Here is a 24,320-nt window from a genome sequence, read left to right as displayed (position 1 = left end):
AGCGGTTAAGGAGTTCTGAGACATGCCGACATCGGTCACCATGCCGCGGCTGGGTGAGAGCGTCACCGAGGGCACCGTCACTCGCTGGCTCAAGCAGGAGGGCGAGCGGGTGGAGGCCGACGAGCCGCTGCTCGAGGTCTCGACCGACAAGGTCGACACCGAGATCCCGTCGCCGGCCGCGGGTGTGCTGACGCGGATCGTCGTCGGCGAGGACGAGACGGCCGACGTCGGCAGCGAGCTCGCGGTCATCTCGGGCGACGGCGAAGAGGCGGCCGCCCCCGCGCCGGAGAAGCAGGCCGAGCCCGAGCCCGAGCCGGAGCCCGCCGCGCTGGACACCCCCTCGACCGAGAAGCCGGTCGAGGAGGAGGCCCCGGCCCCGCAGACCGCCGCTCCCACCGGCGGCGGCGAGGGCACCGCGGTCAAGATGCCCGCGCTCGGCGAGAGCGTCACCGAGGGCACCGTCACCCGCTGGCTCAAGCAGGTCGGCGACACGATCGAGGTCGACGAGCCGCTGCTCGAGGTCTCCACCGACAAGGTCGACACCGAGATCCCCTCGCCGGTCGCGGGCACCGTGCTCGAGATCAAGGTGCAGGAGGACGAGACCGCCGACGTCGGCGCCGACCTGGCGATCATCGGCGCTGCCGGGGCCGCCCCGGCCTCCGCTCCCGCCGAGGAGAAGCCCGCGCCGGCTCCCGCGCCCCAGCAGCAGGCCGCGCCGAAGATCGAGTCGGCTCCGGCCCCCGACTTCGCGCCGTCCGGCGAGTCCTACGCCGACCCGGCCCCCGAGGCCGAGACCGCGAAGGACCCGGTGGCCGCCGAGGCCAAGGCCGAGCCGCCCGCGCCGTCCCAGCCGCGGGTCGAGCAGGCCAGCCCGAACGGTGCCGGCGACGCCGGTTACGTCACCCCGCTGGTCCGCAAGCTGGCCGCCGACAAGGGCGTCGACCTGTCGACCCTGACCGGCACCGGTGTCGGCGGGCGCATCCGCAAGCAGGACGTCACCGACGCCGCCGACAAGGCCGCCGCGGCCAAGGCGGCTCCGGCCCCCGCCGCTGCTGCCCCCGCCGCCGCGAAGGCCCCGGCGCCCAAGCCGGAGGCGAGCCCGCTGCGCGGCCGGACCGAGAAGCTGACCCGCACCCGCGCGGTGATCGCCCGCCGCATGGTCGAGTCGCTGCAGATCTCGGCCCAGCTCACCACGGTGGTCGAGGTCGACGTGACCAAGATCGCCCAGCTGCGCAACAAGGCCAAGGCCGACTTCCTGCAGAAGAACGGCGTCAAGCTCAGCTACCTGCCGTTCTTCGCGCTGGCCGCGGTCGAGGCGCTGCGCCAGCACCCGGTCGTGAACTCGTCGATCGACCAGGAAGCGGGCACGGTCACCTACCACGACGCCGAGCACCTCGGCATGGCGGTCGACACGCCCAAGGGCCTGATCGTCCCGGTGATCAAGGACGCGGGCGACCTCAACCTGGCCGGCCTGGCCAAGCGGATCGCCGACGTGGCCGACCGCACCCGCAACAACAAGATCGGGCCGGACGAGATCTCGGGCGGCACGTTCACGCTGACCAACACGGGCAGCCGGGGCGCGCTCTTCGACACCCCGATCATCAACCAGCCGCAGGTCGGCATCCTGGGCACCGGCGCCGTGGTCAAGCGGGCCGTGGTCATCACCGACCCCGAGCTGGGCGAGATCATCGTCCCGCGCTCGATGGTCTACCTGGCGCTCAGCTACGACCACCGGATCGTGGACGGCGCCGACGCCGCCCGCTTCCTGGTCACCATGAAGGAGCGCCTGGAGGCCGGGCACTTCGAGGGTGACCTCGGTATCGCGTAACAAAAGCAAGTCGGAGAGGGCGTCCCGTTCGGGGCGCCCTCTTCGTTTTGAACGGGTTCACTTCGGGGCATGATGGGAACCATGCGGATCCTGATCTCTGGTGGTTCCGGGTTTCTCGGCGCTCCCCTCGTCGAGCGCCTGCGGGGCAGCGGCCACGACGTGACCCGGCTGGTGCGCCGGCCCGCTCAGAAGCCCGATGAGGCGTCCTGGCAGCCCGCCCAGGGTCAGCTCGACCCCCACCTGGTCGCGGCGGCCGACGTCGTGATCAACCTGTCCGGCGCGAACGTCGGCGCCAAGCGCTGGACCGCCGGCTACAAGAGCGAGCTGCGGTCGAGCCGGGTCGACACCACCGGCACGATCGCCCGGGCCATCAGCAAGCTCCCCGAGGCCGACCGCCCGCGCACGCTGCTGCAGGCGTCGGCCGTCGGCTGGTACGGCGACACCGGCGACAACCCGGTCACCGAAGAGGCGCCCGCCGGCAGCACGTTCCTGGCCGACCTGTGCCGCGTCTGGGAGGCCGCCGCCCGCCCCGCCGAGGACGCCGGCGTCCGGGTCGTACTGCTCCGCACCGGCATCGCCGTCGAGACCCTGGTCGAGCGGCTGCTGCTGGTGTTCAAGCTGGGCGGCGGGGCCAAGCTCGGCGGTGGCAAGCAGTGGATGCCGTGGTCGACCGCGCCCGACTGGCTCGGCGCGGCCGAGTTCCTGCTCGAGCGCGAAGACATCTCGGGCCCGGTCAACATCGTCGGGGCCCAGCCCGCCACCAACAACGAGTTCACCAAGGCGTTCGCCGACGCGGTGCACCGCCCCGCCCTGCTCAGCGTCCCGAGCCCGGCCCTGCACCTGGTGCTGGGCGAGCTGGCCGGCGAGTCCCTGCGCAGCACGCGGGTCGTTCCGGGGGTGCTCGAACGCAGCGGCTTCCGGTGGACCCACCCGACCATCGAGTCCGCGCTGCAAGCGGCGGTCGGACAACAACCGGCGGCATCCCGCTGAGCGACGGCGTCGGCTTGCTAACCTGCGGCTGATGTCCGTCGCCGTTCCCACCACCACGTCCGCCGCCGATGAGCCGGCCCCGCCCGACGCCCCTGTGGCGACCCGGCGGTGGCGGTCGCATCTGTTCGTCGCGCTCGCCGCGCTCGTGCTGGCCACCTATGTGATCAGCCGGCTCTGGTCGGACCCGTTTCAGCACGCCGTCGCCGAGAACGTGGGCGACCAGGCGTTCTTCGAGTGGGTGCTGTCGTACGGCGTCCACCTGATCCAGCACGGCGGCGACCCGTTCTTCACCGACCTGCTCAACGTGCCGGACGGCGTCAACCTGGCCGCCAACACCTCGATCACGGTGTACGCGATCCTGTTCGCGCCGCTGACCTGGCTGGCCGGCCCGCAGGTGACGTTCCTGACGGTCCTCACGCTCAACCTGGCCGGCTCCGCCTTCGCCTGGTACCTCTTCCTCGGCCGCTGGATCACCGCCAACCGGGCCGCGGCCGCGCTGGCCGGTCTGTTCTGCGGCTTCGCGCCCGGCTTCGTCGCCCACGCCAACGGTCACCTCAACTGGACGTCGGGCTGGATCGCCCCGCTCGTGCTGTGGCGTCTGCTCAAGATGCGCGACTCGAGCCGATGGCTGCGCAACGGCCTCCTGCTGGGTCTCACCCTGGCTCTCGGCTTCTCGATCGCGGCCGAGGGACTGTTCTTCGCGGCGCTGGCCGGCGGCGTGTTCGTCATCGCCTGGGCGGCGGCTCCGGTCAACCGGGCCGAGGCGCGGGCCGCGCTGCCGAAGTTCCTGGCCGGGCTGGGCGTGACCGCCGTGGTGGCCGGCGCCCTGCTCGCCTACCCGCTCTACATGCACTTCGCGGGCCCGCAGACGTTCAAGGGCACCGGCTTCAACCAGCGCCACTACGCCGAAGACCTGCTCTCGTTCTTCGCGTTCGCCGACCGCTCGCTGGCCAGCTGGGCCGGGCTCAGCAACCACCTGGCGGCCAACCGCACCGAGGAGCAGAGCTTCTTCGGCCTGCCCTTCCTGGTGCTGATCGTCGTCGCGCTGCGGATGCTCTTCCAGCGCGCGGACGACGAGCGCCGCGCGACCCTGCGGGCCCTGATCATCGTGGGCGGGCTGTTCTTCCTCATCTCGCTCGGCCCCAGGTTGCGGGTCGGCGGCTGGGAGAGCGACATTCCCTTGCTGTACGCCCCGTTGCAGCACCTGCCGTTGTTCGACGCCGCCCTGCCCGCCCGTTTCGCCCTGGTGCTGGTCGGTGTGTTCGGAGTGGTCCTGGCGATGGCGTGCGAGCAGGCGTTCGGTGACACCCGCCCGCGCCCGCTGTTCACGATGGGGCTCGTGGTCGCACTCCTGCCGATCTTCCCGATCCCGCTCGAATACCGGCACCGCACGCCGGAGCCGCGGTTCATCGCCGACGGCACCTGGGAGAAGTACGTGCCCGACGGCGGGACGATCAGCGCGCTGCCGTTCGCGATCAACGTGGCCGCCGACGGTCAGCGCTGGCAGGCGTACACGATGGCCCGCGGCGGCAAGATGTTCCGGATCCCCGACGGCTACTTCCTCGGCCCCGACATCGACGGCGCCGAGGGCAAGGGCCGGATCGGCGCCGTCCCGCGGGCCACCGACTGGCTCTTCCTGCGCGCCGCCCTCTACGGCTATCTGGCCGACCTGAGCAACGCCGACCGCGCCACCGCCCGCGCCGACTTCCAGCGCTGGGGCATCAACGCGCTCTTCCTGACCGACGAGATCACCGGTCCCGAGGGTCCGCTCTTCCGTTCGGCCGTCGAGATCACCGCGACCGAACTGCTGGGCGAACCCGAGCGCGTCGACGACGTGCTGGTGTGGCGCATCCGTCCCGGAGTGGATCCGGTCGACCAGTAGGAATGGGGCTACCGTGGAGCGCGTGACAACTTCCACGCTCACTGTCCTGCGGCCCGGCCTGGTCGACTATCGCGAGGCCTGGGACGAGCAGCGGCGCCTGCACGACGCCGTGGTGGACGGCACCCGGCCCGACACGGTCCTGCTGCTCGAGCACCCGAGCGTGCTCACCGCGGGCAAGCGCACCGAGCCGGCCGACCTGCCGCTCGACGGCACCCCGGTGGTCGACGTCGACCGCGGCGGCAAGATCACCTGGCACGGCCCGGGCCAGCTGGTCGGCTACCCGATCCTCCGGCTGCCCGACCCGATCGACGTGGTGGCTTACGTACGCCGTACGGAAGAAATGTTGATCGAAGTGTGCGCCGAGTTCGGGGTCACTGCGGCCCGCTCCGACATCAAGGGTCGCAGCGGCGCCTGGGTCCTGGCCGACGAGCGCGGCCCCGACCGCAAGATCGCCGCGATCGGCATCCGGGTCGCCCGCGGCGTGACCCAGCACGGCTTCGCCATCAACGCGAACTGCGACCTGGCCAACTTCGACCGCTTCACCCCGTGCGGCATCCGCGACGCCGGCGTGACGTCGCTGAGCGCCGAACTGGGCCGTGACGTGACCGTGGCCGAGGTGCTGCCGGTGGTCGAGAAGCACCTCACTACCCTGCTCTGATGGCGCTCTATCGCGATCCGCAGGACAAGCGGGTCTTCGTGCCCAAGCGGGGCGGTGGGGTGGCGCTCAACTTCGGCCATCCGATCGCCTGGGTCATCCTGGTCACCACCACGATCATCCCGGCCGTGATCGTCATCGGCATGACCATCGCTGTTCTGTCGTAGCTATCCGGGGCGGCCCAGCCGCCACACCGTCACGGTCGAGTCGTAGCGCAGGCAGGCGAACAGGTCGCCGGCCCTTGAGCAGGCGTCCGGCGTAACCCGCGGGATGACGCCGCGCACCCGGCCGTCCGCGGCCCCGACCAGCGTCGTCCGGTCGCCTTCGGGATAGAGGACCAGCCCGTCGGCCGGCCGGCCACGTCCGAAGTCGTGCTCGATGCGGCCGGTGGCGAGGTCGACGCGCGCGGACCGGCCGGCCTCGTCGGTGAGCATTCCGTCCTCGGTCACCACCTGCCATTGCGGCCCGGTCCAGCGCGTCCGCCCGGTGGCCAGGTCGAGCACGGTCACTCCCTGCACGCCGACCGTGCACAGCAGGCCGATGCCGCACCCCGCCACCGCGTACGGGGAAAGGGAAATCAGCCACTCCCGCACCAGCCCATCGGCGCGGAAGGCCGCGACATGGCCGCCGCCGAACACGATCAGCCTCTCCCCCACCATCAGTGCCGACCAGCCCGGGGCCGCGAAATCCGGATTCCCCGGTACGTCGAGACCGCGTGGCCCGGTGATCTCACGCCCGTCGCCGGCGGCGTAGACGGCCGCTCTCGCGTCGTTGATGAGCACGATGCGGTTCTCGTCGCCGACGAACGCCTCGGCCGGCCGCTTCCAGAACAGCCGCCCGGTCCGCGGATCGCGCAACCGCAGCGCGCCGTCGTCCGGATGCCAGTCGGCCACCCGTCCGCCGATGAGGTGCACCACCGGGAAACCGTTCTGACTCCACAGCACGGCCCCGGTGCGCGCGTCGAGAAAGGTGGCCACCCCGGTCTCGTTGGCGTCGAGGACGAGCGTGCCGTCGCCGCCGGGCTGGAGCCGCTGCCCGGCGGTGGTCTGCGTGCTCCACGCCGGGCACCCCGGGCACAGGGGCGTGGCCTCGACCAGCCCGTCCGACCGGGCGACATAGACCGACTCGGTGGTGAGCAGGCTCGCCGACAGCCCCTGGCCGTCGGCCTTGAGCACCTGCACGAGCCCCGACCCGCGGGCCGGCGCGGCCGACCCGCCCAGCACCAGCAGAGCCAGCACCAGGAGGGCGACCACGGCGTATCCGGCCGACCTGACCGCCCGGACCGGTTCCCGGCTCGGCGGCGCGACGTCGAGGTCGATCAGCACGGACGGGACTTTACGCCCGGCCCGGGGCCGATTACGGGATCACTCGGTGGAGGTCGCGCGGAAAGGCGGTCACCTCGCGCACGTTGGCGGTCTCGGTCAGGCGGGCCACGAAGCGTTCCAGGCCGATCGCCCAACCGCCGTGCGGGGGCATGCCGTAGCGGAAACCGTCCAGATATCCCGCGTACGGTTCCAGCGGCTCCCCGGCCCGGGCCAGAGCCTCCACATAGTCCTCGTACCGGTGGAGGCGCTGCCCGCCCGTCACGATTTCGAGGCCGCGGAAGAGCAGGTCGAAACCGTTGGAATACTCGGGACGGGCCGGGTCGGGATGGGTGTAGAAGGGCCGTTTGCGCATCGGATAACCCGTCACGTAGACGAAGTCCGAACCGTGCTCGCGCCGCGCCCATTCGCCCAGCGCACGCTCGTGAGCCGGGGCCAGGTCGGGCTCGTCGGCCGGAGCGCCGGCGATCCGCAGCGCCTCGGTGAAGTGGACGGCGGGGATCTCCGACGGCACGATCGGCCGGTCGAGGAAGGCCGTCATCGCGGCGAGGGTGCGGGTCAGCGCGGCCATCACGTCGCGGTGGTCGGAGACGAATCCCATCTCGGCGTCGAGCGACGTGTACTGGGCCAGGTGCCGCGCGGTGTCGCTGGGCTCGGCGCGGAACACCGGTCCGACCTCGAAGACCCGTTCGAAGACGCCGACCATGAGCTGCTTGTAGAACTGCGGCGACTGCGCGAGATAGGCCGGCCGACCGAAGTAGTCCAGTGTGAACACGTTCGCGCCGGACTCGGTGGCCGATGCGACGATCTTGGGCGTCTGGATCTCGACGAACCGCTGCTCGGTCAGCCCGGCCCGGAAGCCGGCCACGACCGCCGCCGAGATCCGCAGGGCCTCTCGCCGGGCCGGGTGCCGCAGGGCCAGGGCGGCGTGGTCGAGCTGGGTCGGCAGCGTGGCCCCGATCGCCGGCCGGTGCAGTTCGAAAGGCAGAGCCGCGGCCGTGGCGAGCACCCGGATCTTGGGCGCGGTGAGCTCGACGCCGCCCGGCGCCTGCTCGTTCGGGGTCACCGTGGCCGTCACCTCGACGACGCTCTCCTCGACGAACGTGGGCTCCTCGAGCTGTGCGCGGGTCTCGGGCACGGCGACGACGACCTGACTGAGTCCCTCGGCGTCGCGGACGATGAGGAAGGCCACCGACTTGAGCAGGCGTCGGCGGTGGATCCAGCCGGCGATCGTCACAGTCTCGTGGACGTGCGCCGTGAGCTGGGAAGAGAGGATGCGTTGCATGGCGTGAACCTCCTTGGTGAGCAGCAACGCGGCCCCAGGGAGGCGTGGGCGAGCGGGATCCTCGCGGTACCACCACACCTTCGCGCCCGTTTTGTCGGCGGGCGCCTCTTGTCGTGCTGCGGTTCAGGAGTGTCTTCACGCCCCGGCGCACGGGCCACCTTCACAGCTCTCGGTGGCTCTCTCGACCGGCTCCCCCAGGGCGCTACTCGGTTCCCTCATTACCGTCCGGCGAGATTAACAACGGGCAACGAACGGGCGAAAGCGATTTAACACGTTTCATGTGGCGGCGGTCACACAGACCGCCACGTGAGCCTCGTCGCCCCTGTCTAGGCAGAGACCTATTCAGGCGTAACCTCGACCCTGTGACTATTGCTCCCGAGGGCCGCCGCATGCTGCGCATCGAAGCGCGCAACGCCGAAACTCCGATCGAGCGGAAACCTCCGTGGATCAAGGTCAAAGCCAAGATGGGCCCGGAATACACCCAGATGCGCGGGCTGGTGCAGAAGGAAGGCCTGCACACGGTCTGCCAGGAGGCCGGGTGTCCCAACATCTACGAGTGCTGGGAAGACCGCGAGGCCACCTTCCTGATCGGCGGCGACCAGTGCACCCGGCGCTGTGACTTCTGCCAGATCGACACCGGCAAGCCGGCCGAGTTCGACGCCGACGAGCCCCGCCGCGTGGCCGAGTCCGTCGCCACGATGGGCCTGAAATACGCGACCGTCACCGGCGTCGCCCGCGACGATCTGCCCGACGGCGGCGCCTGGCTCTACGCCGAGACCGTCCGCCAGATCCACAAGCTGCAGCCCGACTGCGGCGTCGAGCTGCTGATCCCCGACTTCAACGCCGACCCCGACCAGCTGGCCGAGGTGTTCGGGGCGACCCCCGAGGTGCTGGCGCACAACGTCGAGACCGTGCCGCGCATCTTCAAGCGCATCCGGCCCGGCTTCCGTTACGAGCGCTCGCTCGACGTGATCACCCAGGCCCGCGCGGCCGACCTGGTGACCAAGAGCAACCTGATCCTGGGCATGGGCGAGGAGCGCGCCGAGATCTCCCAGGCGCTGCGCGACCTGCACAACGCGGGCTGCGAGCTGATCACCATCACGCAGTACCTGCGCCCGACCCCGCGGCACCACCCGGTCGAGCGCTGGGTCAAGCCCGAAGAGTTCGTCGAGCTGCGCGAAGAGGCCGAGCAGATCGGTTTCGCCGGCGTGATGAGCGGGCCGCTGGTGCGGTCGTCCTACCGGGCGGGTCGCCTCTACAAGCAGGCGCTCGAGGCGCGTAACTGACGTCGTCCTCCTTCAGCCCCGGTCCCGTTGCGGACCGGGGCTGTTTGTCTTTCCGCCCGCTGCCTTCGCTCGTTGCCTTCGCTCGGGCCCGCCCGCCGCTTTCGCTCGCTGCCTCCGTCCGCCAGCTCCGCGCTAAGCAAGTCGGATATTTGCGCCGATTGGGGAATTAGGGAGTCGAACCGACGGCGGGAGGTCCACAGGTGCGCCCATCCTTGCTCCTGCTCGCCATTGCGACCGCCGGCCTGATCATCGCGCCCGCCGCCCCTGCCTTCGCCGCCGCGCCCTGCAGCGCCGCCGACTCCGCGACCTACCGCCACACCTTCGACGGCAATTCCGGTCAAACCACCATTTCCCCCGTACGCCCGTTGTGCGACGGACAAAAGCAGTCTTTCGCGCTCATCGCCTACACGGCGGGCACGGCGAACGCGGGCCAGTTCGTCTACTCGACCGACCGGGCGACGATCACCTCGACCACCCGCAGCGTGACCCTCGACGTCGTGGTGCCACCGTGCTACGCCCAGGTCGACGCCGTGTTCGGCAGTGAGCTGGTCGACGAGGCGACCAGCTCCGACAACCCGTACGGCTCCCGCACCCTGGGCGCCGCCGGCAGCCGCTCGGCCGGCCCGCCCGCCCACTACCGGGGCGGCTCGTCCGACTGCACGCCCGCCCCCAAGGTCGCCTTCACGAGCGCTTGCGACGGCTCGTACACGGCCACCCTCTCGAACGCCGCGAACGCCAACGTCAGCGCCGCGTTCCTGGTCGCCGGACGACTGCTGCGCCTGGCCCCCGGCCGTTCGACCACGGTCGACGGCGTGAAGGGCGGTTCCCTGACGATCCGCGACAGCGCGTTCACGTCGTACGTGGGAACCTGGCGCCCGCCCGCCATCGGCTGCACCACCGTCACCACTCCCCCAGCTTCCGCGGTCCCGACCACCCAGCTGGCGGCACCACTGCCGCCTTCCGTCCCCGGCCTCGCGTCAGTGCCCGCGACGGCGGCGGCGACGACGGACGCGCCCGGCCTGGTCTACGCGGCCCCCACCACTACGGCAGCGCCCGCGCCCGCCACCACCAAGAAGGGCATGAGCATGGGCAGCATCATCGCGATCGCCTTCGGCCTGGTCCTGATCGGCGGCGGCGCCATCCTGCTGACCCGCGTGATCAAGGCGATCCGCGAGCCCGTCTGAGCGTCAGTCGTTCTGAGACGCCGCGTCGGTGGCGTGATAGTCCTCGCCACCACTGCGGTCGAGGCTCTTGCGCTTGCCCAGCCGGCTCCGGCTCTCCCGCGAGACCTGCGTGCTGAGCCGCCGGGCCCGCCGGAGACGCTCCTCTTTGGTCAGCTCGCGCGGCTTCCGCCAGCGCCGGAACCAGTCCAACATGGCCTCAGCGTAACGATCACGGTCAACTTGTTTTGCGGGGCTTACGCTTCTCGCAGGTCCACGAGACCGTCCCGGTGATGGTGTCGCCGCCGCGGGTACTGGCCAGGTTCGTGAAGGTCCACTTGCCGCCACCCTTGCCGTCGGTGGTCACCTGTCCCGTGGTGCTGTCGCGCGAGATGTCGTAGTTGTCATCTTCGATCCAGATGCTCGGGCGACGACCCTCCGCCGCGACGAGCTGGCTCTTCGGGTAGGTGCCGGGCCCCGCGTAGTTCGCGATCCGCAACTCCATGCTGACCCCGACGTCACCGACCGACTCGTCGAGCTCGCCGGCCATGATGTACTCGTTGTCGGCCGTACCGCCCGCATACTCCGAGCAGGTCGCCAGCGGCCCCCGCCCACCCGAGGGCGCGGTCGCGGTGGTCGTGCCCTTCACGGTGGCCGCCCCGGTGATGTCGAACTTCATGACCAGCAGCGGGCCGAGGGCGTTGTACACCTCGTCGGAGATCTCGCTTCCGGGCGGGCCGGTGTCATAGATCGGGCCGGGTCCTTCCGCTTCCGCGGTGTTGCTACAGGCGGCGAGGCCGGCGAACACCAACGCGGCCATCAGGGTCGAGGCGGTTCGTCGAGCGCTGAGCATCTTCTGTCTTCTCCTTGTCTGACCTGTGCAGACAGAGTGAAGAGCCCCGCCAAAGAACCCCCAAAGACCCACCCGAACGAGGAACGGCGGCCACCCCGGCCGAAGCCGGAGTGACCGCCGCCCGTGGAACAGGTCAGACGTTGTAGTACATCTCGAACTCGTGCGGGGTCGGGCGCAGGCGGACCGGGTCGATCTCGTTGGTCCGCTTCCAGTCGATCCACGTCGAGATCAGGTCGTCGGTGAAGACGCCACCGGCGGTCAGGAACTCGTGGTCGGCCTCGAGGCTGTTCAGCACCGCGTCGAGCGAACCCGGCACCTGCTTGACGCTGCCCCACTCCTCCGGCGGCAGGTCGTACAGGTCCTTGTCGATCGGCGCCGGCGGCTCGATCTTGTTCTTGATGCCGTCCAGGCCGGCCATCATCTGGGCCGAGAACGCCAGGTACGGGTTCGACGACGGGTCGGGCACGCGGAACTCGACGCGCTTGGCCTTCGGGTTGCTGCCCGTCACCGGGATGCGGGTGCAGGCCGAGCGGTTGCGCTGCGAGTAGACCAGGTTGACCGGGGCCTCGTAGCCGGGCACCAGGCGCCGGTACGAGTTGACGGTCGGGTTGGTGAACGCCAGCAGGCTGGGCGCGTGGTGCAGCAGGCCGCCGATGTACCAGCGGGCCGTGTCGGACAGACCCGCGTAGCCGGTCTCGTCGTAGAACAGCGGCTCGCCGTTCAGCCACAGGCTCTGGTGGGTGTGCATACCCGAGCCGTTGTCGCCGAAGAGCGGCTTCGGCATGAACGTGGCGGTCTTGCCGTGCTCCCAGGCAGTGTTCTTGATGATGTACTTGAACATCTGCATCTGGTCGCCGGCGTGCAGCAGGGTCGAGAACTTGTAGTTGATCTCGGCCTGACCGGCGGTGCCGACCTCGTGGTGCGAGCGCTCGACGGTGAAACCGACGCCGAGCAGGCGCTGCACCATCGCGTCACGCAGGTCGCTGTAGTGGTCGAGCGGCGCGACGGGGAAGTAACCGCCCTTGTACGCGGTCTTGTAACCGCGGTTGCCGCCCTCCTCCTCCTTGCCGGAGTTCCAGGCGCCCTCGATCGAGTCGATGTGGTAGAACGCCTCGTTGGCCGACGTGGAGTGGCGGATCGAGTCGAAGATGTAGAACTCGGCCTCGGCACCGAAGTACGCGGTGTCGGCGATGCCGCTCGACGCCAGGTAGGTCTCGGCCTTCTTGGCCACGTTCCGCGGGTCACGCGAGTAGGCCTCGCGGGTGAACGGGTCGTGGATGAAGAAGTTCAGCGCCAGCGTCTTCTGGATCCGGAACGGGTCGATGAAGGCCGTGGTGACGTCCGGCAGAAGCATCATGTCGGACTCGTGGATGGCCTGGAACCCGCGGATCGAGGACCCGTCGAAGGCGAGACCGTCCGTGACGACACTGTCGTCGAACGACTCGACCGGCATGTTGAAGTGCTGCATCACGCCGGGCAGGTCACAGAACCGTACGTCTACGAACCTGACGTCCTCGTCCTTGAGGTATCGCAGGAGTTCCTCGGGATTGGCGAACAACACGTCCTCCTGGCACAGGATTTCAATACCGGGGCGGCGTGGTTCCGCCGCATGGCTAGGCTGGTCGCGACGCTATGGGGCGGGAGTTGCCCAGGCGTATCCCTATTGTTTCCGTCGTGTTACGGCGTCGGTGACGAACAGCACGGCCAAGGCGAGGCTATCGCTTCGACCGGGCCCGCGTGCCGGGTCACCGAAACCGCCCCGGATACGCTGGTCGCATGGCTGGCACGGTGAGCGGACTCGACCTCGGTGACACCACGACGGCGTCGTTCGGCCGCCGGCTCGGCGCCCTGGCGATCGACTGGGCCGTCGCCACCGTGATCGCCGCGCTGATGGTCGACGACCTGCGCGCCAACCCGTGGCCCCAGCTGGGCGTCTTCGTGCTGGCGCACGCGTTCTTCGTCGGCCTGTTCGGACAGACGCTAGGCATGGCGCTGGCCCGCATCCGCTGCATCTCCATAACGGACGGTGGCGCGATCGGCCTGCCCAGAGCCATCCTGCGAGCCCTGCTGCTGGCCCTGGCAATCCCCGCCATGATCAACGACGGCGACGGCCGAGGCCTGCACGACCGAGCCGCCAAGTCAGTCATGGTCCAGCGAGCCTGAAGATCAACCCCGTTTCCCCGTACGCCTCCACGCGCCGACGAATCCCCCCACCGGACCATCTCAGCGGCGATCTCGCGCCCGCCGATCACCGTGTCGCGAGCGTCCGCCGAACGTTCGCGCAGGCCGGCCAGCCGTTCGCACTCGTCGGTCACTTCGTCCCGGCATCGGCGTCGCGCTCCCGGGCATCGGCGTCGCAGTCACGGGCATCGGCGTCGCGGCCCAAGCGCCGGTCACGCGGTCACGAGAGTCGGCGTCGCGGCCCAAGCGCCGGCAGACCTCTCCAAACGCAAGATCACAGAGCCCGCCCTCCCAAGGGGGCGGCCCCCGCACCATTGTCGCGTTTTGGAGCGATCTTCACGCGCGCGCGTGGACTGCGCTGTGGATCGGGCCGCGTCTGTGGACAACACCGTCACGCCCGCGAGTTTGTGCTAGCGAGCGCGCTTGGACGCGTACGGGAAAAGCGGTTTTGTCTTTTGGCGCTGTCAGCGAGGGCGCTGCTGGCGGAACGCGCCCTTGCTCGGGCGCATGTTCTTGGGGATGGCGCCCTTCGGCATCTGGGGGCGGGCCATCAGCGCGCCGAGGCGCTTGTCGAGCGAGTTGACGTCCTTGCCGGTGAGGTTTCGCGGCAGGCGCATCATCGTGGTGCGCAGCTTGCGGACCGGGAGCTGGCCCTCCTCGCTGCCGATCACGTAGTCGTAGAGGGGGGCGTTGCCGATCACCTTGGCCAGGCGGCGCTTCTCCTGACCGAGCAGGCCGCGGACGCGCTGCGGGTTGCCCTCGGCCAGCAGGATCACGCCGGGGCGGCCGATCACCACGTGCACCATGTCGAACTGCGTGGTCGACGCGGCGGCGGGACGTACGCGCCAGTCGCCGCGCATGTTTTCCATCAGTGAGGCGGCTGCGCCGGGCTGGCCCTCGGCCGCGTTCATCATCGCCGCGTTGGAGCGCAGGTTGAGCACGATCACCGCGGCCAGCAGGGTGACCATGATGCCGATCGGCAGGTAGATCCAGCCCAGGATGATCACCAGGACGACGGTGAGGGCAAGCGGGATGAGCACGGCTGCCAGCAGCAGCGGTACGAACCACTTGTCCTGCTTCGCCGTGAACGAGAACACCTGGCCGATCTGCTTCAGGCGCTCGCCGAACGACACCTTCTCCTGGGGTTTTGCCATACCCGAAAGTGTAGTGGGACGAGCCACTCCCACGCGGGCCGGGAGGCCTCAGGCTCCTTACTCCGGCCGGGGCGCCCGGGTAAGGAGGCCGGGACGCGCAAGATGAGGAAGTCGCCCCATGCCGGGCCGGGGCCTTCCGGCGAAGAGTCGAAGTCAGCGAGAACGACTCTTCGAAGGAGACCGGGATGTTTCCCTACAACGACCCCTACACCATGCTCGACCTGCACAAGCAGCACGTCGAGGAGCTCGCCCGTCAGGTGCGGCGAGACCCTTCCCCCGTACGCCGGTACGGTCGCTGGCCGCGCCGGTCGAAGTCTCCGGCCCGGGCCGCGGTCGCCGCGTGACGACGGCCGCGTACGGGGGTCTCGGGCCGGTAAATCTGTCGTACCCGCATGGCATCCTCGAACTCATGACGGTGCATGCGCACAGCGAGGTGCTCGTCGGCCGCGAGGCTGACCTGGCCGTGCTGCGCGACGCGCTGAAACGGGCCCGCCACGCCGAGCCGTCGACCGTGCTGGTCGGCGGCGAGGCCGGGGTGGGCAAGACCCGGCTGGTCGAGGAGTTCTGCCGCGGTCTGCCCCGGGTGCTCTCCGGTCAGTGCCTCGAGCTGGGTGAGGAGGGTCTGCCCTTCGCGCCGTTCGCCGGGGCGCTGCGTGAGCTCGTACGGGCTGAGGGTCCCGCGGTCCTCGACGGGCACGAGCGCGAGTTCGCCCGGCTGCTGCCCGAGCTGGGCCCGCCGCCCGAGGCCGAGGGGCGCCGGGGGCTGCTGTTCGAGGCCGTCGCCGCGCTGTTCGATCGGCTCAGTCGCGAGCAGCCGCTGGTCCTGGTGATCGAAGACCTGCACTGGGCCGACCGCTCGACCCGCGACCTGATCGGTTTCCTCGTACGCGCAGCCCACCTGCCCCAGTTGCTGATCGTGGCGACCTACCGCACCGACGAGTTGCACCGGGGGCACCCGTTACGGCCGTTCCTGGGCGAGCTCGACCGCGTCCGGGGTGTGCTGCGCCTCGAGCTCGACCGTCTCGACCGCGAGGGCACCGCCCAGATGCTCGGCCACCTGCTCGGCGCCGAGCCCGATCCCCGTACGGTCGACACGGTCAACGAACGCGCCCAGGGCAACCCGTTCTTCATCGAGCAGTTCGCCGCCACGGCCGACCCGGCCTGCGGCGACATCCCGGCCACCCTGCGCGACCTGCTGCTGGCCCGGGTCGACCAGCTGCCCGAGGCGGCCCAGCGGGTGCTGCGGGTCGCCGCCGTGGGTGGCACCCGGTTCGGCCACGAACTGTTGGCCCGGGTCGCCGGCATGGACGAGGCCGCGCTCGAGTCGGCCCTGCGCGCCGTGGTGGCGGCCCAGCTCGTGGTGGTCGTCGACGCCGACGGGGGTTACGAGTTCCGCCACGCCCTGGTGCGCGAGGCGGTGCACGACGACCTGCTGCCCGGCGAGCACGCCCGGCTCCACGCCCGCTACGCCCAGGCCGTCGAGGCCGAGCCCCACCTGGTCGCCGCGGGCCGGGCGGCGGCCGAGATCGCCCACCACTGGCACGCCGCCCACGACCACCCGCGCGCCCTGGTCACCGCCAAGATCGCCGCCGACGAGGCGAAGGCCCGGTTCGCCTATTCCGAGCAGGCCCGCCTGCTCGACCGCGTGCTCCAGCTCTGGGAGGACGTGCCCGACGCCGAGTCCCGGCTCGGCCTCGGCCACCTCGACCTGCTCGAGGAGTCGGCGCTGGCCGCGATCGACTCGGGCGAGAACATGCGCGCCCTCACCCTGACCCGGGCCGCCCTGGGCGACCTCGACGCCGATGCCGAGCCGCTGCGGGCCGGGCGCCTGCTGGTGCGGCGGGCCAAACTGCTGCGTACGGCGGGCAAGTCCGACGCCACGGCCGAGTGCGACGAGGCGTTGCGCCTGCTCACCCGGGCGCCCCGCAGTCCCGATCGGGTGCGCCTGCTGGCCGAACTGGCCCACCTGATCACCGCCGTCGACCCCGAGCAGGGCACCGAGGTGGCCCGCCTCGCCATGGCCGACGCGGCCGAGTCCGGCGACCTGATCGCGATGGTCTCGGCCGAGGTGGCCTACGGGTCGTCCTGCTCGGGCCGGGTGCCCGCCGCCGAGGCGCTGCCGGTGATGCGCGAGGCGGCCGACCGGGCCCGCGCCGCCGGCGACTTCCCGAGCTTCACGCGCGGGCTGGTCAGCGTCTCCGACTCGCTGTTCGAGCTGGGCCGCTACGAAGACTCGGCGTCCGCCGCGGCCGAGGGCCGGCCCGACGCGGGCCGCATCGGCGTCGGCCGCACGACCGGCGTCTACCTGCTGGCCAACTACGCCGAGGCGCTGATCGCCCTGGGCCGCTGGGACGAGGCCGACGCCCGCCTGGCCGAGGCCGCCCGCCTCGACCCGCCCGAGACGATGGCGCTCCCCTGGCTGCGCCTGCGCGCCCGGATCCGCCTGGCCCGCGGCCGCGAGGGCACACAGACGCTGGTCAGCCGGTCGATGGCCTTCCTGCGCCGCCCCTACCTGAGCATCGAGGGGCGCCTCGCCACGCTCGACCTCAGTTTGCTGGCCGCCTTCGACGACACCGACCCCCGGGTGGCCGCCGACGCCGCCCGGGTGGCCCTGGCCGATCCCGGGTTGACGGCCCTGCCCCGTTACGGCTGGTCGATCGTGGCTCATGCGGCGCGGGCCGCGGTGCGAGCGTCCGACGCCGCGTTGGCGGGGCAGGTGGGCGCCTTACTCGCCGCCGCACCTGCGACTGCCGGGCCGGTCGCCGCCGCTGCGCCTGCCGCTGCCAGGCCCGCCGCCGCTGCGCCTGGCGCTGCTGCTGAGCCTGGCGCTGCCGCTGCGTCCGGCGTTGAAGGCGGCGCCGCGCCCGGTACTGAAGTCGGCGCCGGGTCCGGCGTCGGAGGCGGCGCTGGGTCCGGCGTCGGAGCCAGTGCCGCGTCCGGCGTCGGAGTGGGCGCTGGGTCCGGTGTCGGAGCCAGTGCCGCGTCCGGCGTCGGAATGGGCGCTGGGTCCGGTGTCGGAGTCGGCGCCGCGTTCGGTATTGAAGGCGGCGCCGCGTTCGGTGTCGAAGTCGGCGCTGGGTCCGGCGTTGAAGACGGCGCCGCGCCCGGTCCTTACGTCGTCGCCGCGTCCGGTGTCGGAGCCGACGCCGCGTCCGGTGTCGGAGCCGGCGCTGCGTCCGGTGTCGGAGCCGACGCCGCGTCCGGTGTTGGGGCGGCCGCGAGCGCTCGCGGGCCTCTGGCGGCGCGCTATCCGGCTGAGGCTGCCTTCGCGGCGGAGACCCGGGCTGTGCTCGAGGGTGGCGAGCCGCTGTGGTTGACGGCCGTCGCGGCTTGGCGGGCCGACGGGCACCGGCACGAGCTGGCCTGCGCCCTGCTCAGCCTGGCCGAGGCCCAGGCCGCCGCCGGTCACCGGGCCGAGGCGGCCGACACGATTGCCGAGTCGGTGGCCATTGCCTCCGCGCTGGGTGCCGCGCCGCTGCTGGCCGCCGCCGACACGCTGGGGCGCCGGGTGGGTGTCCGGCCGGCCGCGGCTTCCGCCGAGCGCGACGAGTTGCTGACGGCCCGGGAACGCGAGGTGCTACGCCTGGTCGCCGAGGGCCACAGCAACAGCCGCATCGCCGCCAGCCTCTACATCTCACCCAAGACGGCGAGCGTCCACGTCTCCCGCATCATCGCCAAACTGCAGGTCGCCAACCGGGGCGAGGCCGCCGCCGTCGCCCGCCGCCTGGGCCTCCTGAACGACTGACGGACACCACCAGCGATCCGCCTTTGCTGACAGCACGGGAACGCGAAGCGCTACGCCTGATCGCCGAAGGCCACAGCGACAAGCCGGCCTCTACATCCCACCCAAGACGGCGAGCGTCCGCGTCTCGTCTCACCTAAACGACGAGCGTCCACGTCTCCCGCATCATCGCCGAACTGCAGGTTGCCAACCGGGGAAAGCCGCCGCCGTTGCCTCGGCCTTCTGCACGACTGAAGAGGTGCCGTCCTGCTCAACGACCACAAGCGCCCCGCAAGCCGTCTTCATGTGACCGCCGGATGACATGGACGGCCGTTCCCAAGCACACCCCAGTGGGAGAGGTGTTCGTATTCTCTTGCGCGTGACCCTGGAGCCGGAGAAACCGCGCCCGCGACGCAATCCGTGGGCGCCGTTCATGCGCAGCCTGACCGACCTGGCCACCGCCCTCGACGTGCCTGTTCCGGCCGATGCTCAACCCGACCGGGAGAGCAGCTGGGCGGTCGAACGGCTCGTCCTCGAAGCGATCAAGGAGCGTCGCCCGTTGGCGGAGGACCTGTTCGCGCCGGTGATGAATGCCGCCATCCACCACCCCGACCCGAGCTTCAACGCCCGCTTCGTCTTTCCGCTGGTCGGCGACTTCGGCCGGCGCCGGGTGCGGTTGGCCCTGATCGACGTCATGCGCAGCGGTCCCGAGGCGGATCGGGCCGGCGCCGCCTATGCGTGGTACCAGTCGTACGTGCCGATGTCCTATCTCACGGACGGTATTCCGGAAGACCGCCGGCCCGCGGGCTTCGACCAGGTCGACGATCTGTGGGAGCCGTGGGACGAGGCGTGCCTTCGTGCGTTTCTGGCCACCGACGATCTCCGGGCGCGCCGCGCGATCGTGGCCATCCTGCCCGCGCGCGACAAAGTGGCCGAGCACCTGCGTGACCTGGCGGCGGAGATGATCCGTCAAGTACGTGTCGGCGGTGATTCGTACATGAACAGCCGGATCTTCGGGGAGGGCCTACCACCGCCCTGGTAAGGGCGTGCAGCGGAGACACAGGTGGCTTTCAGCGAATTCCACAGCGGGCGCACAGAAGATGGCGCCATGGTGCAGGGAAAGCTGGAACCGGCGCCGCTGTCCAGGCGGGCCATCGCGCGGCTCGTGCAGGTGGCCGGGCTGTTCGATGTCGTCACCGGGATCGCACCGCCGCGGCACGGGCGGATGGCGTGGGTGGCCGAGTTCGTGCCGGCCGCGGGCGTGCTCACCGCGCGGGCCGGCACGGTCGTCGTGGGGCTGCTGCTGATCTATCTGGGCGCCGGTCTGCGCCGGGGCAAGCGCCGTGCCTGGCAGGTCGCGGTGGTCCTGGCCGCGGCGTCGATCGCGCTGCATCTGGTCAAGGCGCTCGACTACGACGCCGCGGGGGTGGCCGCGGTTCTGCTGATCATGTTGCTGGTGACGCACGACCGGTTCACCGCGATCGCCGATCCGGCCAACCGGTGGCTTGCGCTGCGCGCGCTGGCCGGGTTCGGGGCGGCCGGGTTCGTGCTCGGCTTTCTCGAGATCGCCACCCGCGCCAACCATCTCGTCGGCACCCCGGGGGTCGTCGCCTGGACCGAGCAGGCGGCCCTCGGGCTGGTCGGTCTGGACGGGCCGCTCGAGTTCCGGCATCGGTTCGGGGCCGAGCTGGTCGCCTACACGACCGGGGCGTGCGGGCTGCTCGCCGTGGCGGTCACGCTGGTGCTTCTGCTGCGGCCGGGCTCGCGCCGTCCGCACCGCGACGGCGAGAGCGAGGAGCGTCTGCGCGAGCTGCTTTCCCGGTACGGCGGTCAGGACTCCCTCGGTTACTTCGCCGCCCGCGCCGACAAGTCGCTGATGTGGTCACCGGACCGGGCCGCGGTGATCGCCTACCGGGTGGTGAACGGGGTGACCCTGGCCTCCGGCGACCCGATCGGGCCGGAGTCGGCGTGGCCGGGCGCGATCGGCACGTGGCTCGGTGACGCCGCCTGTCACGGGTGGACGCCGGCCGTGCTGGGATGCGGGAACTCGGCCGGGAAGGCGTACCGGAAAGCGGGTCTCGACGTGGTGGAACTCGGGGACGAGGCGATCGTCGACACGGCGGCGTTCTCGCTGGCGGGGCGGCCGATGCGCGGCGTGCGGCAGGCGGTCAACCGGGTGCGGCGGGCCGGTTACACGTGCCGTCTGGTCCGGCAGCGCGACCTCGGGGAATCGGAGCTGCGTGACGCCGTACGGGCGGCGGAGGCTTTTCGCGACGGCCCGCAGGAGCGTGGCTTCTCGATGGCGTTGTCCCGGCTCGGCGACCCGCGCGACGGCGACTGCCTGCTGGTGCTGTGCCACGACGCCGACGGCAGGCTGCGGGGGCTGCTGCAGTTCGTGCCGTGGGGTGCCGACGGGCTGTCGCTCGACCTGATGCGCGGCGACCGCAGCGCGGAGAACGGTTTGACCGAGTTCATGGTGACGGCCGTCCTGGAGCAAGGACCAGGTTTGGGCGTACGCCGTGTGTCGCTGAACTTCGCGGTGCTGCGCTCGGTGTTCGCGCGGGCCGACGAGCTCGGTGCGGGTCCGGTGCTGCGGCTGTGGGACAGGGTGTTGCGGGCGGCGTCCCGGCTCTGGCAGATCGAGTCGCTCTACCGGTCCAACGCCCGCTATCTGCCGACGTGGACGCCGCGTTACCTGTGCTTCCCGACCGCGCGCGACCTGCCCCGGATCGCCGTCGCGGCGCTGACCGCCGAGGCGTTCCTGCCCGAGCGGCTCGGCCGGGCGCGCGTCCGGGCGCTGGAGCCGAAATGAAGCTCACCGGGATACCGCTGATCCTGCTGGCGGCGGTCGTCACCGTGGTGGCCGGGGCGGCGCTCGTACGGTGGTGGTCGCGCGGCCGGCTCACCCGGGTCGTGGGCGTGCTGCTGGTCGAGACGCTGGCCGTGCTGACCGTGGGGCTGGCGGTCAACCGGCACGAGGAGTTCTATCCGTCGTGGCAGGCCCTCGGCGGCGACACCGGGACGGCCACGCACACCGGACGGGTCCGGGCCGGGCTGCTCGACGCGCACCTGGCGGCGAAGTCGTTCACCTGGCGGCCGAGCGGGTACCCGGCCTGGCACCTGGCCGGGCCGCCGCGCGTCACGTTGCCGGCGGACTACCGGGATCGACCCGCTGTCGCGTTTCCGGTGGTGCTGTGTCTCGGGACGGACTACGCCCGTACGGGGGAAGCCGTAACCGTGACCATGTCGCCCACCTCGGCCACCACACCGGCCGACCTGCTCGCCCTCGCCCTCGAACTCCGCCGCGACCTGCGCGTGACCGGCAGCGGTTGGGTCGTGCCGGCCGGACCGCTCGGCTCCTCGGTGGTGAGCGCCGGACTGGGCACGGCCGGACGATCGGCCGCCGACGTGCCGCCCGCGCTGGCCGCGCCGATGACCCTGCCGTCCGCGGGAGTGCTCACATGACGACCGTTCTGACGATCGCCGCCGTGCTCATCACGGCCGTCGCGCTCGCGCTGGGGTGGGACAGGGTTCGCGTGATCGGGCGTGTCGCCCTGGTGGCCGGGGCCGTCCTCAGCGTCGCGGCCACGGTCGGCGTGCAGGTCAACCGGATCAGCGGCGCGTTCCCGGCGCTCGACAAGTCCGGCATCTCGGCCTACGGCAGTGAGATCGTCGAGGTCCCGGTGAGCGGTCATGGCATGTCGGTGCCCATGTACGTCTACCTGCCCGCCGCCTACCGCAACAACCCGGCCGAGCGGTTCCCGGTCATCGAGGCGCTGCACGGTTATCCCGGCACGCCGAAGACCTGGCTGGGCAAACTCCGCGTACAGGCCACACTCGACGGCGAGATCAACGCGGGCCGGATGGCGCCGACGGTCGTGCTGTTCCCGACCCAGACCCCGCAGCCGATGCTCGACACCGAATGCACCGACCTGCGCGGTGGCGCCCAGTCCGAGACGTTCCTGACCGTCGACGTGCCGGCCTACGCCCGCGCCCACTACCGCATCCGCACCGACCCGGCCGCGTGGGGACTGGCCGGCTATTCGGCGGGCGGCTACTGCGCGGCCAACCTGCTGCTGCGCCACCCCGGCCGGTACGCGGCGGCGGCCAGCCTGGCCGGGTACGCCACGCCCGGCATCGACGTCGGCGACGGCTCGCAGCTCACCACCAACAACGACGTCTGGCGCCTCCGCCATCTGCCGCAGCCCGCGGCCGCGTTGTGGGTCGGCTGGGCCGCCGACGACCGCGGTTCGGCCGCCGGTTCCCGCCACCTGGCCGCCGCCGTCCACGCCCCGCTCGCCCTGACCACGGCGATGGTGGCGCACGGCGGGCACAGCAGCGCGGTGTGGCGGCAGATGGAGGCGCCCGCGTTCGACTGGTTGTCGGCCCACCTCGCGGGGCCGCTGTCGTGAGATTCCGTTCGGCCGTGCCGGCCGCCGCCGTTCTCGTCCTGGCCGCCTGCGCCGCCCCCGCCACCCCGTCGGTGGTCACCGTGGGCGATTCGGTCCCGGCCGGCAGCAATTGCGGATGTACGCCGTTTCCCGCGCTCTATGCGACCACCCAGCACGCCACGGACGTCAACCGGGCTGTCCCCGGCACCACCTCGGCCGACGTGCGGGCCGCGCTGCCCACCGAGCGGGCCGTGCTCTCGTCCGCGGCCGAGGTGGTCATCATGATCGGGGCCAACGACATCGCCGACGTCTTCGACGACCCGTCCCGGTACGCCGACGTGGCCTCCGAGGTCGAACAGAACGTGGCCGCTTCGGTCACGCAGATCAGGGACGCCCGGAAGATCCCGGTGATCGTGCTCGGCTACTGGAACGTGGTGCAGGACGGCCAGGTCGGCGCCGCGAACTACGGCCCCGACGGCGTCGCCGACGCCACCCGCGCCACCACCCTGATCAACCAGGCGTTGCAGCAGGCCGCGGCCGCGTCCGGCGGCACCTACGTGTCGACGGCGGAGGCCTTCCACGGCGACGACGGCACCGACGACCCGACCGGCCTGCTGGCCCCCGACGGCGACCACCCGAACGCGGCGGGTCAGGCCGCGATCGCCGCGCTGATCCCGCCCCTACGCTGATCTTTCGTTCCGCAGCCGGCGGTAGGCGAAGGCACCGATCAGGGCGGGCACCACCGCCGGAAGGGCCGCGAAGCAGGCGACGACCAGGCTGCGCCGAGCCACGACCCGCGACCGGCGCAGATAGGCGACCAGGGCCACGACTCCCGCGACGAACGCCGTCCCGAGCACGCCGCCGACCACGAAAGCCCACGGGTGATAGGACCCGCCACCGTCGTAGACACCCCCGGCATAGACGTCACCGTCGTAGCCCTGACTGACCCACGCAAGACTCGACTGCAGCGAAAGCACCGCGGCAATCCCGATCAGCACAATCGTGGACCGACTTCTCCTCGTTGACACGGAACTCCTCGGCGGCACAGGCGAAAGACAAGCCGTCATGTCGGCCGGCGCCCGTCACACCTGAGCAGTTCCTCAAAGAGTGGCGGTCGCGAGCGCCCGCCCGTCGGGGCCGTGGGCGGACAGAGAAGGTCCAACATCTCCGGCCCAGACGACGACCAAGCGGCCGTGCGACGGGACGGTCAGGTCGCGGCGACCGCCGACTCGGATTGTGGTCAATGCGGGACCCGCCAGCAGCGTTGCGGAATGCAGCCACTGAGCGGCCGCCACGGATGCGCCGCCCTCGATCGCCAAGGCGTCGGGCGCCAAGTTGTCGCGGGCCGTGAAGTCGTCTGGTGAGTGTGAGCCTCCCCCGCCGCCGTGGAGGGTCCAGCGGCCATCGCCCGTACGGGAAAGAAGGTGAATGTCGTCCCACCAGCAGGCCACCCCGCGGCGGAGGAAGCGGGTCGCGGCAATGTCGCCGTCGACGTCGACGGCCAGTGGGGCGAAGCGGTGCCGGCGGCTCAGGGCGGCGAAGGTCAGCGGCGGACCGAGCGAGATCAACCGCACGCTTTCCGCCAGCGCGTCGTAGGCCACCAGTGGAACTT

23 protein-coding genes are annotated in these 24,320 nt (G+C 71.2%); 15 read left to right on the top strand and 8 right to left on the bottom strand.

The genetic code is table 11. The features are described 5' to 3' along the window. Window positions 1-22 precede the first annotated feature (22 nt). The 5 genes from sucB (at window position 23) to KOI35_RS44970 (ending at window position 5,522) form a co-directional block, all read left to right on the top strand. The gene (gene sucB, locus KOI35_RS44990) at window positions 23-1,828 is read left to right on the top strand and encodes a 2-oxoglutarate dehydrogenase, E2 component, dihydrolipoamide succinyltransferase (protein ID WP_215795912.1); all 1,806 of its coding nucleotides are present in this window, start codon (window positions 23-25) and stop codon (window positions 1,826-1,828) included. An 81-nt stretch (window positions 1,829-1,909) separates the two neighbouring features. Continuing rightward, entirely contained in the window at window positions 1,910-2,818 is a 909-nt protein-coding gene (locus KOI35_RS44985; RefSeq protein WP_215795911.1) for a TIGR01777 family oxidoreductase, read from the top strand. A gap of 31 nt (window positions 2,819-2,849) precedes the next feature. Continuing rightward, complete coding sequence (locus KOI35_RS44980) at window positions 2,850-4,700, top strand: DUF6311 domain-containing protein (RefSeq protein ID WP_215795910.1); 1,851 nt, start codon at window positions 2,850-2,852, stop codon at window positions 4,698-4,700. Between the two features lie 22 nt (window positions 4,701-4,722). Further along, complete coding sequence (lipB, locus tag KOI35_RS44975; protein ID WP_215795909.1) at window positions 4,723-5,358, top strand: lipoyl(octanoyl) transferase LipB; 636 nt, start codon at window positions 4,723-4,725, stop codon at window positions 5,356-5,358. Further along, complete coding sequence (locus tag KOI35_RS44970) at window positions 5,358-5,522, top strand: DUF5808 domain-containing protein (protein WP_215795908.1); 165 nt, start codon at window positions 5,358-5,360, stop codon at window positions 5,520-5,522. Before lipB ends, KOI35_RS44970 begins: the two co-directional genes overlap by 1 nt. Here the strand turns inward: KOI35_RS44970 and KOI35_RS44965 are convergent, their stop codons facing one another. Continuing rightward, the gene (locus KOI35_RS44965) at window positions 5,523-6,680 is read right to left on the bottom strand and encodes an outer membrane protein assembly factor BamB family protein (RefSeq protein ID WP_215795907.1); all 1,158 of its coding nucleotides are present in this window, start codon (window positions 6,678-6,680) and stop codon (window positions 5,523-5,525) included. It abuts the gene before it with no gap. A 31-nt stretch (window positions 6,681-6,711) separates the two neighbouring features. Further along, a complete protein-coding gene (aspS, locus tag KOI35_RS44960) occupies window positions 6,712-7,962 on the bottom strand; it encodes an aspartate--tRNA(Asn) ligase (protein WP_215795906.1) in 1,251 nt (416 codons plus the stop codon). Window positions 7,963-8,351: 389 nt separating this feature from the next. Between aspS and lipA the strand changes: the two genes are divergently transcribed. After that, on the top strand, window positions 8,352-9,248 hold the full coding sequence (lipA, locus tag KOI35_RS44955) for a lipoyl synthase (RefSeq protein ID WP_215795970.1): 897 nt from the start codon (window positions 8,352-8,354) through the stop codon (window positions 9,246-9,248). A gap of 200 nt (window positions 9,249-9,448) precedes the next feature. Next, window positions 9,449-10,432: a hypothetical protein gene (locus KOI35_RS44950; protein ID WP_215795905.1), complete on the top strand. Its 984-nt coding sequence runs from the start codon at window positions 9,449-9,451 to the stop codon at window positions 10,430-10,432. 3 nt (window positions 10,433-10,435) lie between these two features. On the opposite strand, the gene KOI35_RS44945 is transcribed toward KOI35_RS44950, so the two are convergent. From KOI35_RS44945 to glnA, 3 genes are all read right to left on the bottom strand, one after another. Then, window positions 10,436-10,624: a hypothetical protein gene (locus tag KOI35_RS44945; protein WP_215795904.1), complete on the bottom strand. Its 189-nt coding sequence runs from the start codon at window positions 10,622-10,624 to the stop codon at window positions 10,436-10,438. 22 nt (window positions 10,625-10,646) lie between these two features. Next, window positions 10,647-11,261 (bottom strand): hypothetical protein, encoded by a 615-nt coding sequence (locus KOI35_RS44940; RefSeq protein WP_215795903.1) that lies wholly within the window; start codon window positions 11,259-11,261, stop codon window positions 10,647-10,649. Between the two features lie 133 nt (window positions 11,262-11,394). Then, window positions 11,395-12,819 (bottom strand): type I glutamate--ammonia ligase, encoded by a 1,425-nt coding sequence (gene glnA, locus KOI35_RS44935; protein WP_215795902.1) that lies wholly within the window; start codon window positions 12,817-12,819, stop codon window positions 11,395-11,397. A gap of 218 nt (window positions 12,820-13,037) precedes the next feature. Here glnA and KOI35_RS44930 point away from each other — a divergent pair, with 218 nt between their 5' ends. Beyond that, window positions 13,038-13,424, top strand: coding sequence for an RDD family protein (locus KOI35_RS44930; RefSeq protein ID WP_215795901.1), 387 nt, complete (start codon window positions 13,038-13,040; stop codon window positions 13,422-13,424). A gap of 482 nt (window positions 13,425-13,906) precedes the next feature. On the opposite strand, the gene KOI35_RS44925 is transcribed toward KOI35_RS44930, so the two are convergent. Further along, window positions 13,907-14,596, bottom strand: a complete 690-nt coding sequence (locus KOI35_RS44925) for a DUF4191 domain-containing protein (protein WP_215795900.1) — start codon at window positions 14,594-14,596, stop codon at window positions 13,907-13,909. Between the two features lie 185 nt (window positions 14,597-14,781). Here KOI35_RS44925 and KOI35_RS44920 point away from each other — a divergent pair, with 185 nt between their 5' ends. The 7 genes from KOI35_RS44920 to KOI35_RS44885 all read left to right on the top strand — a co-directional run bounded on the left by KOI35_RS44920 (window position 14,782) and on the right by KOI35_RS44885 (window position 23,397). Continuing rightward, window positions 14,782-14,940 (top strand): hypothetical protein, encoded by a 159-nt coding sequence (locus KOI35_RS44920; protein WP_215795899.1) that lies wholly within the window; start codon window positions 14,782-14,784, stop codon window positions 14,938-14,940. 65 nt (window positions 14,941-15,005) lie between these two features. Next, on the top strand, window positions 15,006-18,341 hold the full coding sequence (locus KOI35_RS44915) for a helix-turn-helix transcriptional regulator (RefSeq protein ID WP_246614835.1): 3,336 nt from the start codon (window positions 15,006-15,008) through the stop codon (window positions 18,339-18,341). Between the two features lie 298 nt (window positions 18,342-18,639). Then, window positions 18,640-19,359 (top strand): hypothetical protein, encoded by a 720-nt coding sequence (locus KOI35_RS44905; protein ID WP_215795898.1) that lies wholly within the window; start codon window positions 18,640-18,642, stop codon window positions 19,357-19,359. 66 nt (window positions 19,360-19,425) lie between these two features. Continuing rightward, a complete protein-coding gene (locus tag KOI35_RS44900) occupies window positions 19,426-21,129 on the top strand; it encodes a phosphatidylglycerol lysyltransferase domain-containing protein (RefSeq protein ID WP_215795897.1) in 1,704 nt (567 codons plus the stop codon). Then, window positions 21,126-21,782 (top strand): hypothetical protein, encoded by a 657-nt coding sequence (locus KOI35_RS44895; protein WP_215795896.1) that lies wholly within the window; start codon window positions 21,126-21,128, stop codon window positions 21,780-21,782. The genes KOI35_RS44900 and KOI35_RS44895 overlap by 4 nt, the downstream gene beginning before the upstream one ends. Continuing rightward, entirely contained in the window at window positions 21,779-22,729 is a 951-nt protein-coding gene (locus KOI35_RS44890) for an alpha/beta hydrolase (RefSeq protein WP_215795895.1), read from the top strand. The genes KOI35_RS44895 and KOI35_RS44890 overlap by 4 nt, the downstream gene beginning before the upstream one ends. Continuing rightward, window positions 22,726-23,397 carry an SGNH/GDSL hydrolase family protein gene (locus tag KOI35_RS44885; RefSeq protein ID WP_308121446.1) on the top strand — a complete coding sequence of 224 codons (672 nt, stop codon included), beginning with the start codon at window positions 22,726-22,728 and terminating at the stop codon, window positions 23,395-23,397. The genes KOI35_RS44890 and KOI35_RS44885 overlap by 4 nt, the downstream gene beginning before the upstream one ends. Here the strand turns inward: KOI35_RS44885 and KOI35_RS44880 are convergent. Next, window positions 23,389-23,685: a hypothetical protein gene (locus tag KOI35_RS44880; RefSeq protein ID WP_215795894.1), complete on the bottom strand. Its 297-nt coding sequence runs from the start codon at window positions 23,683-23,685 to the stop codon at window positions 23,389-23,391. The genes KOI35_RS44885 and KOI35_RS44880 overlap by 9 nt on opposite strands. A gap of 123 nt (window positions 23,686-23,808) precedes the next feature. After that, window positions 23,809-24,309 carry a hypothetical protein gene (locus KOI35_RS44875; protein ID WP_215795893.1) on the bottom strand — a complete coding sequence of 167 codons (501 nt, stop codon included), beginning with the start codon at window positions 24,307-24,309 and terminating at the stop codon, window positions 23,809-23,811. Between the last annotated feature and the right edge of the window lie 11 nt (window positions 24,310-24,320).

It is taken from the genome of Paractinoplanes bogorensis, from assembly GCF_018829635.1.
Taxonomy (GTDB): domain Bacteria; phylum Actinomycetota; class Actinomycetes; order Mycobacteriales; family Micromonosporaceae; genus Actinoplanes; species Actinoplanes bogorensis.
This window is presented reverse-complemented; position numbering and strand designations above follow the sequence as displayed.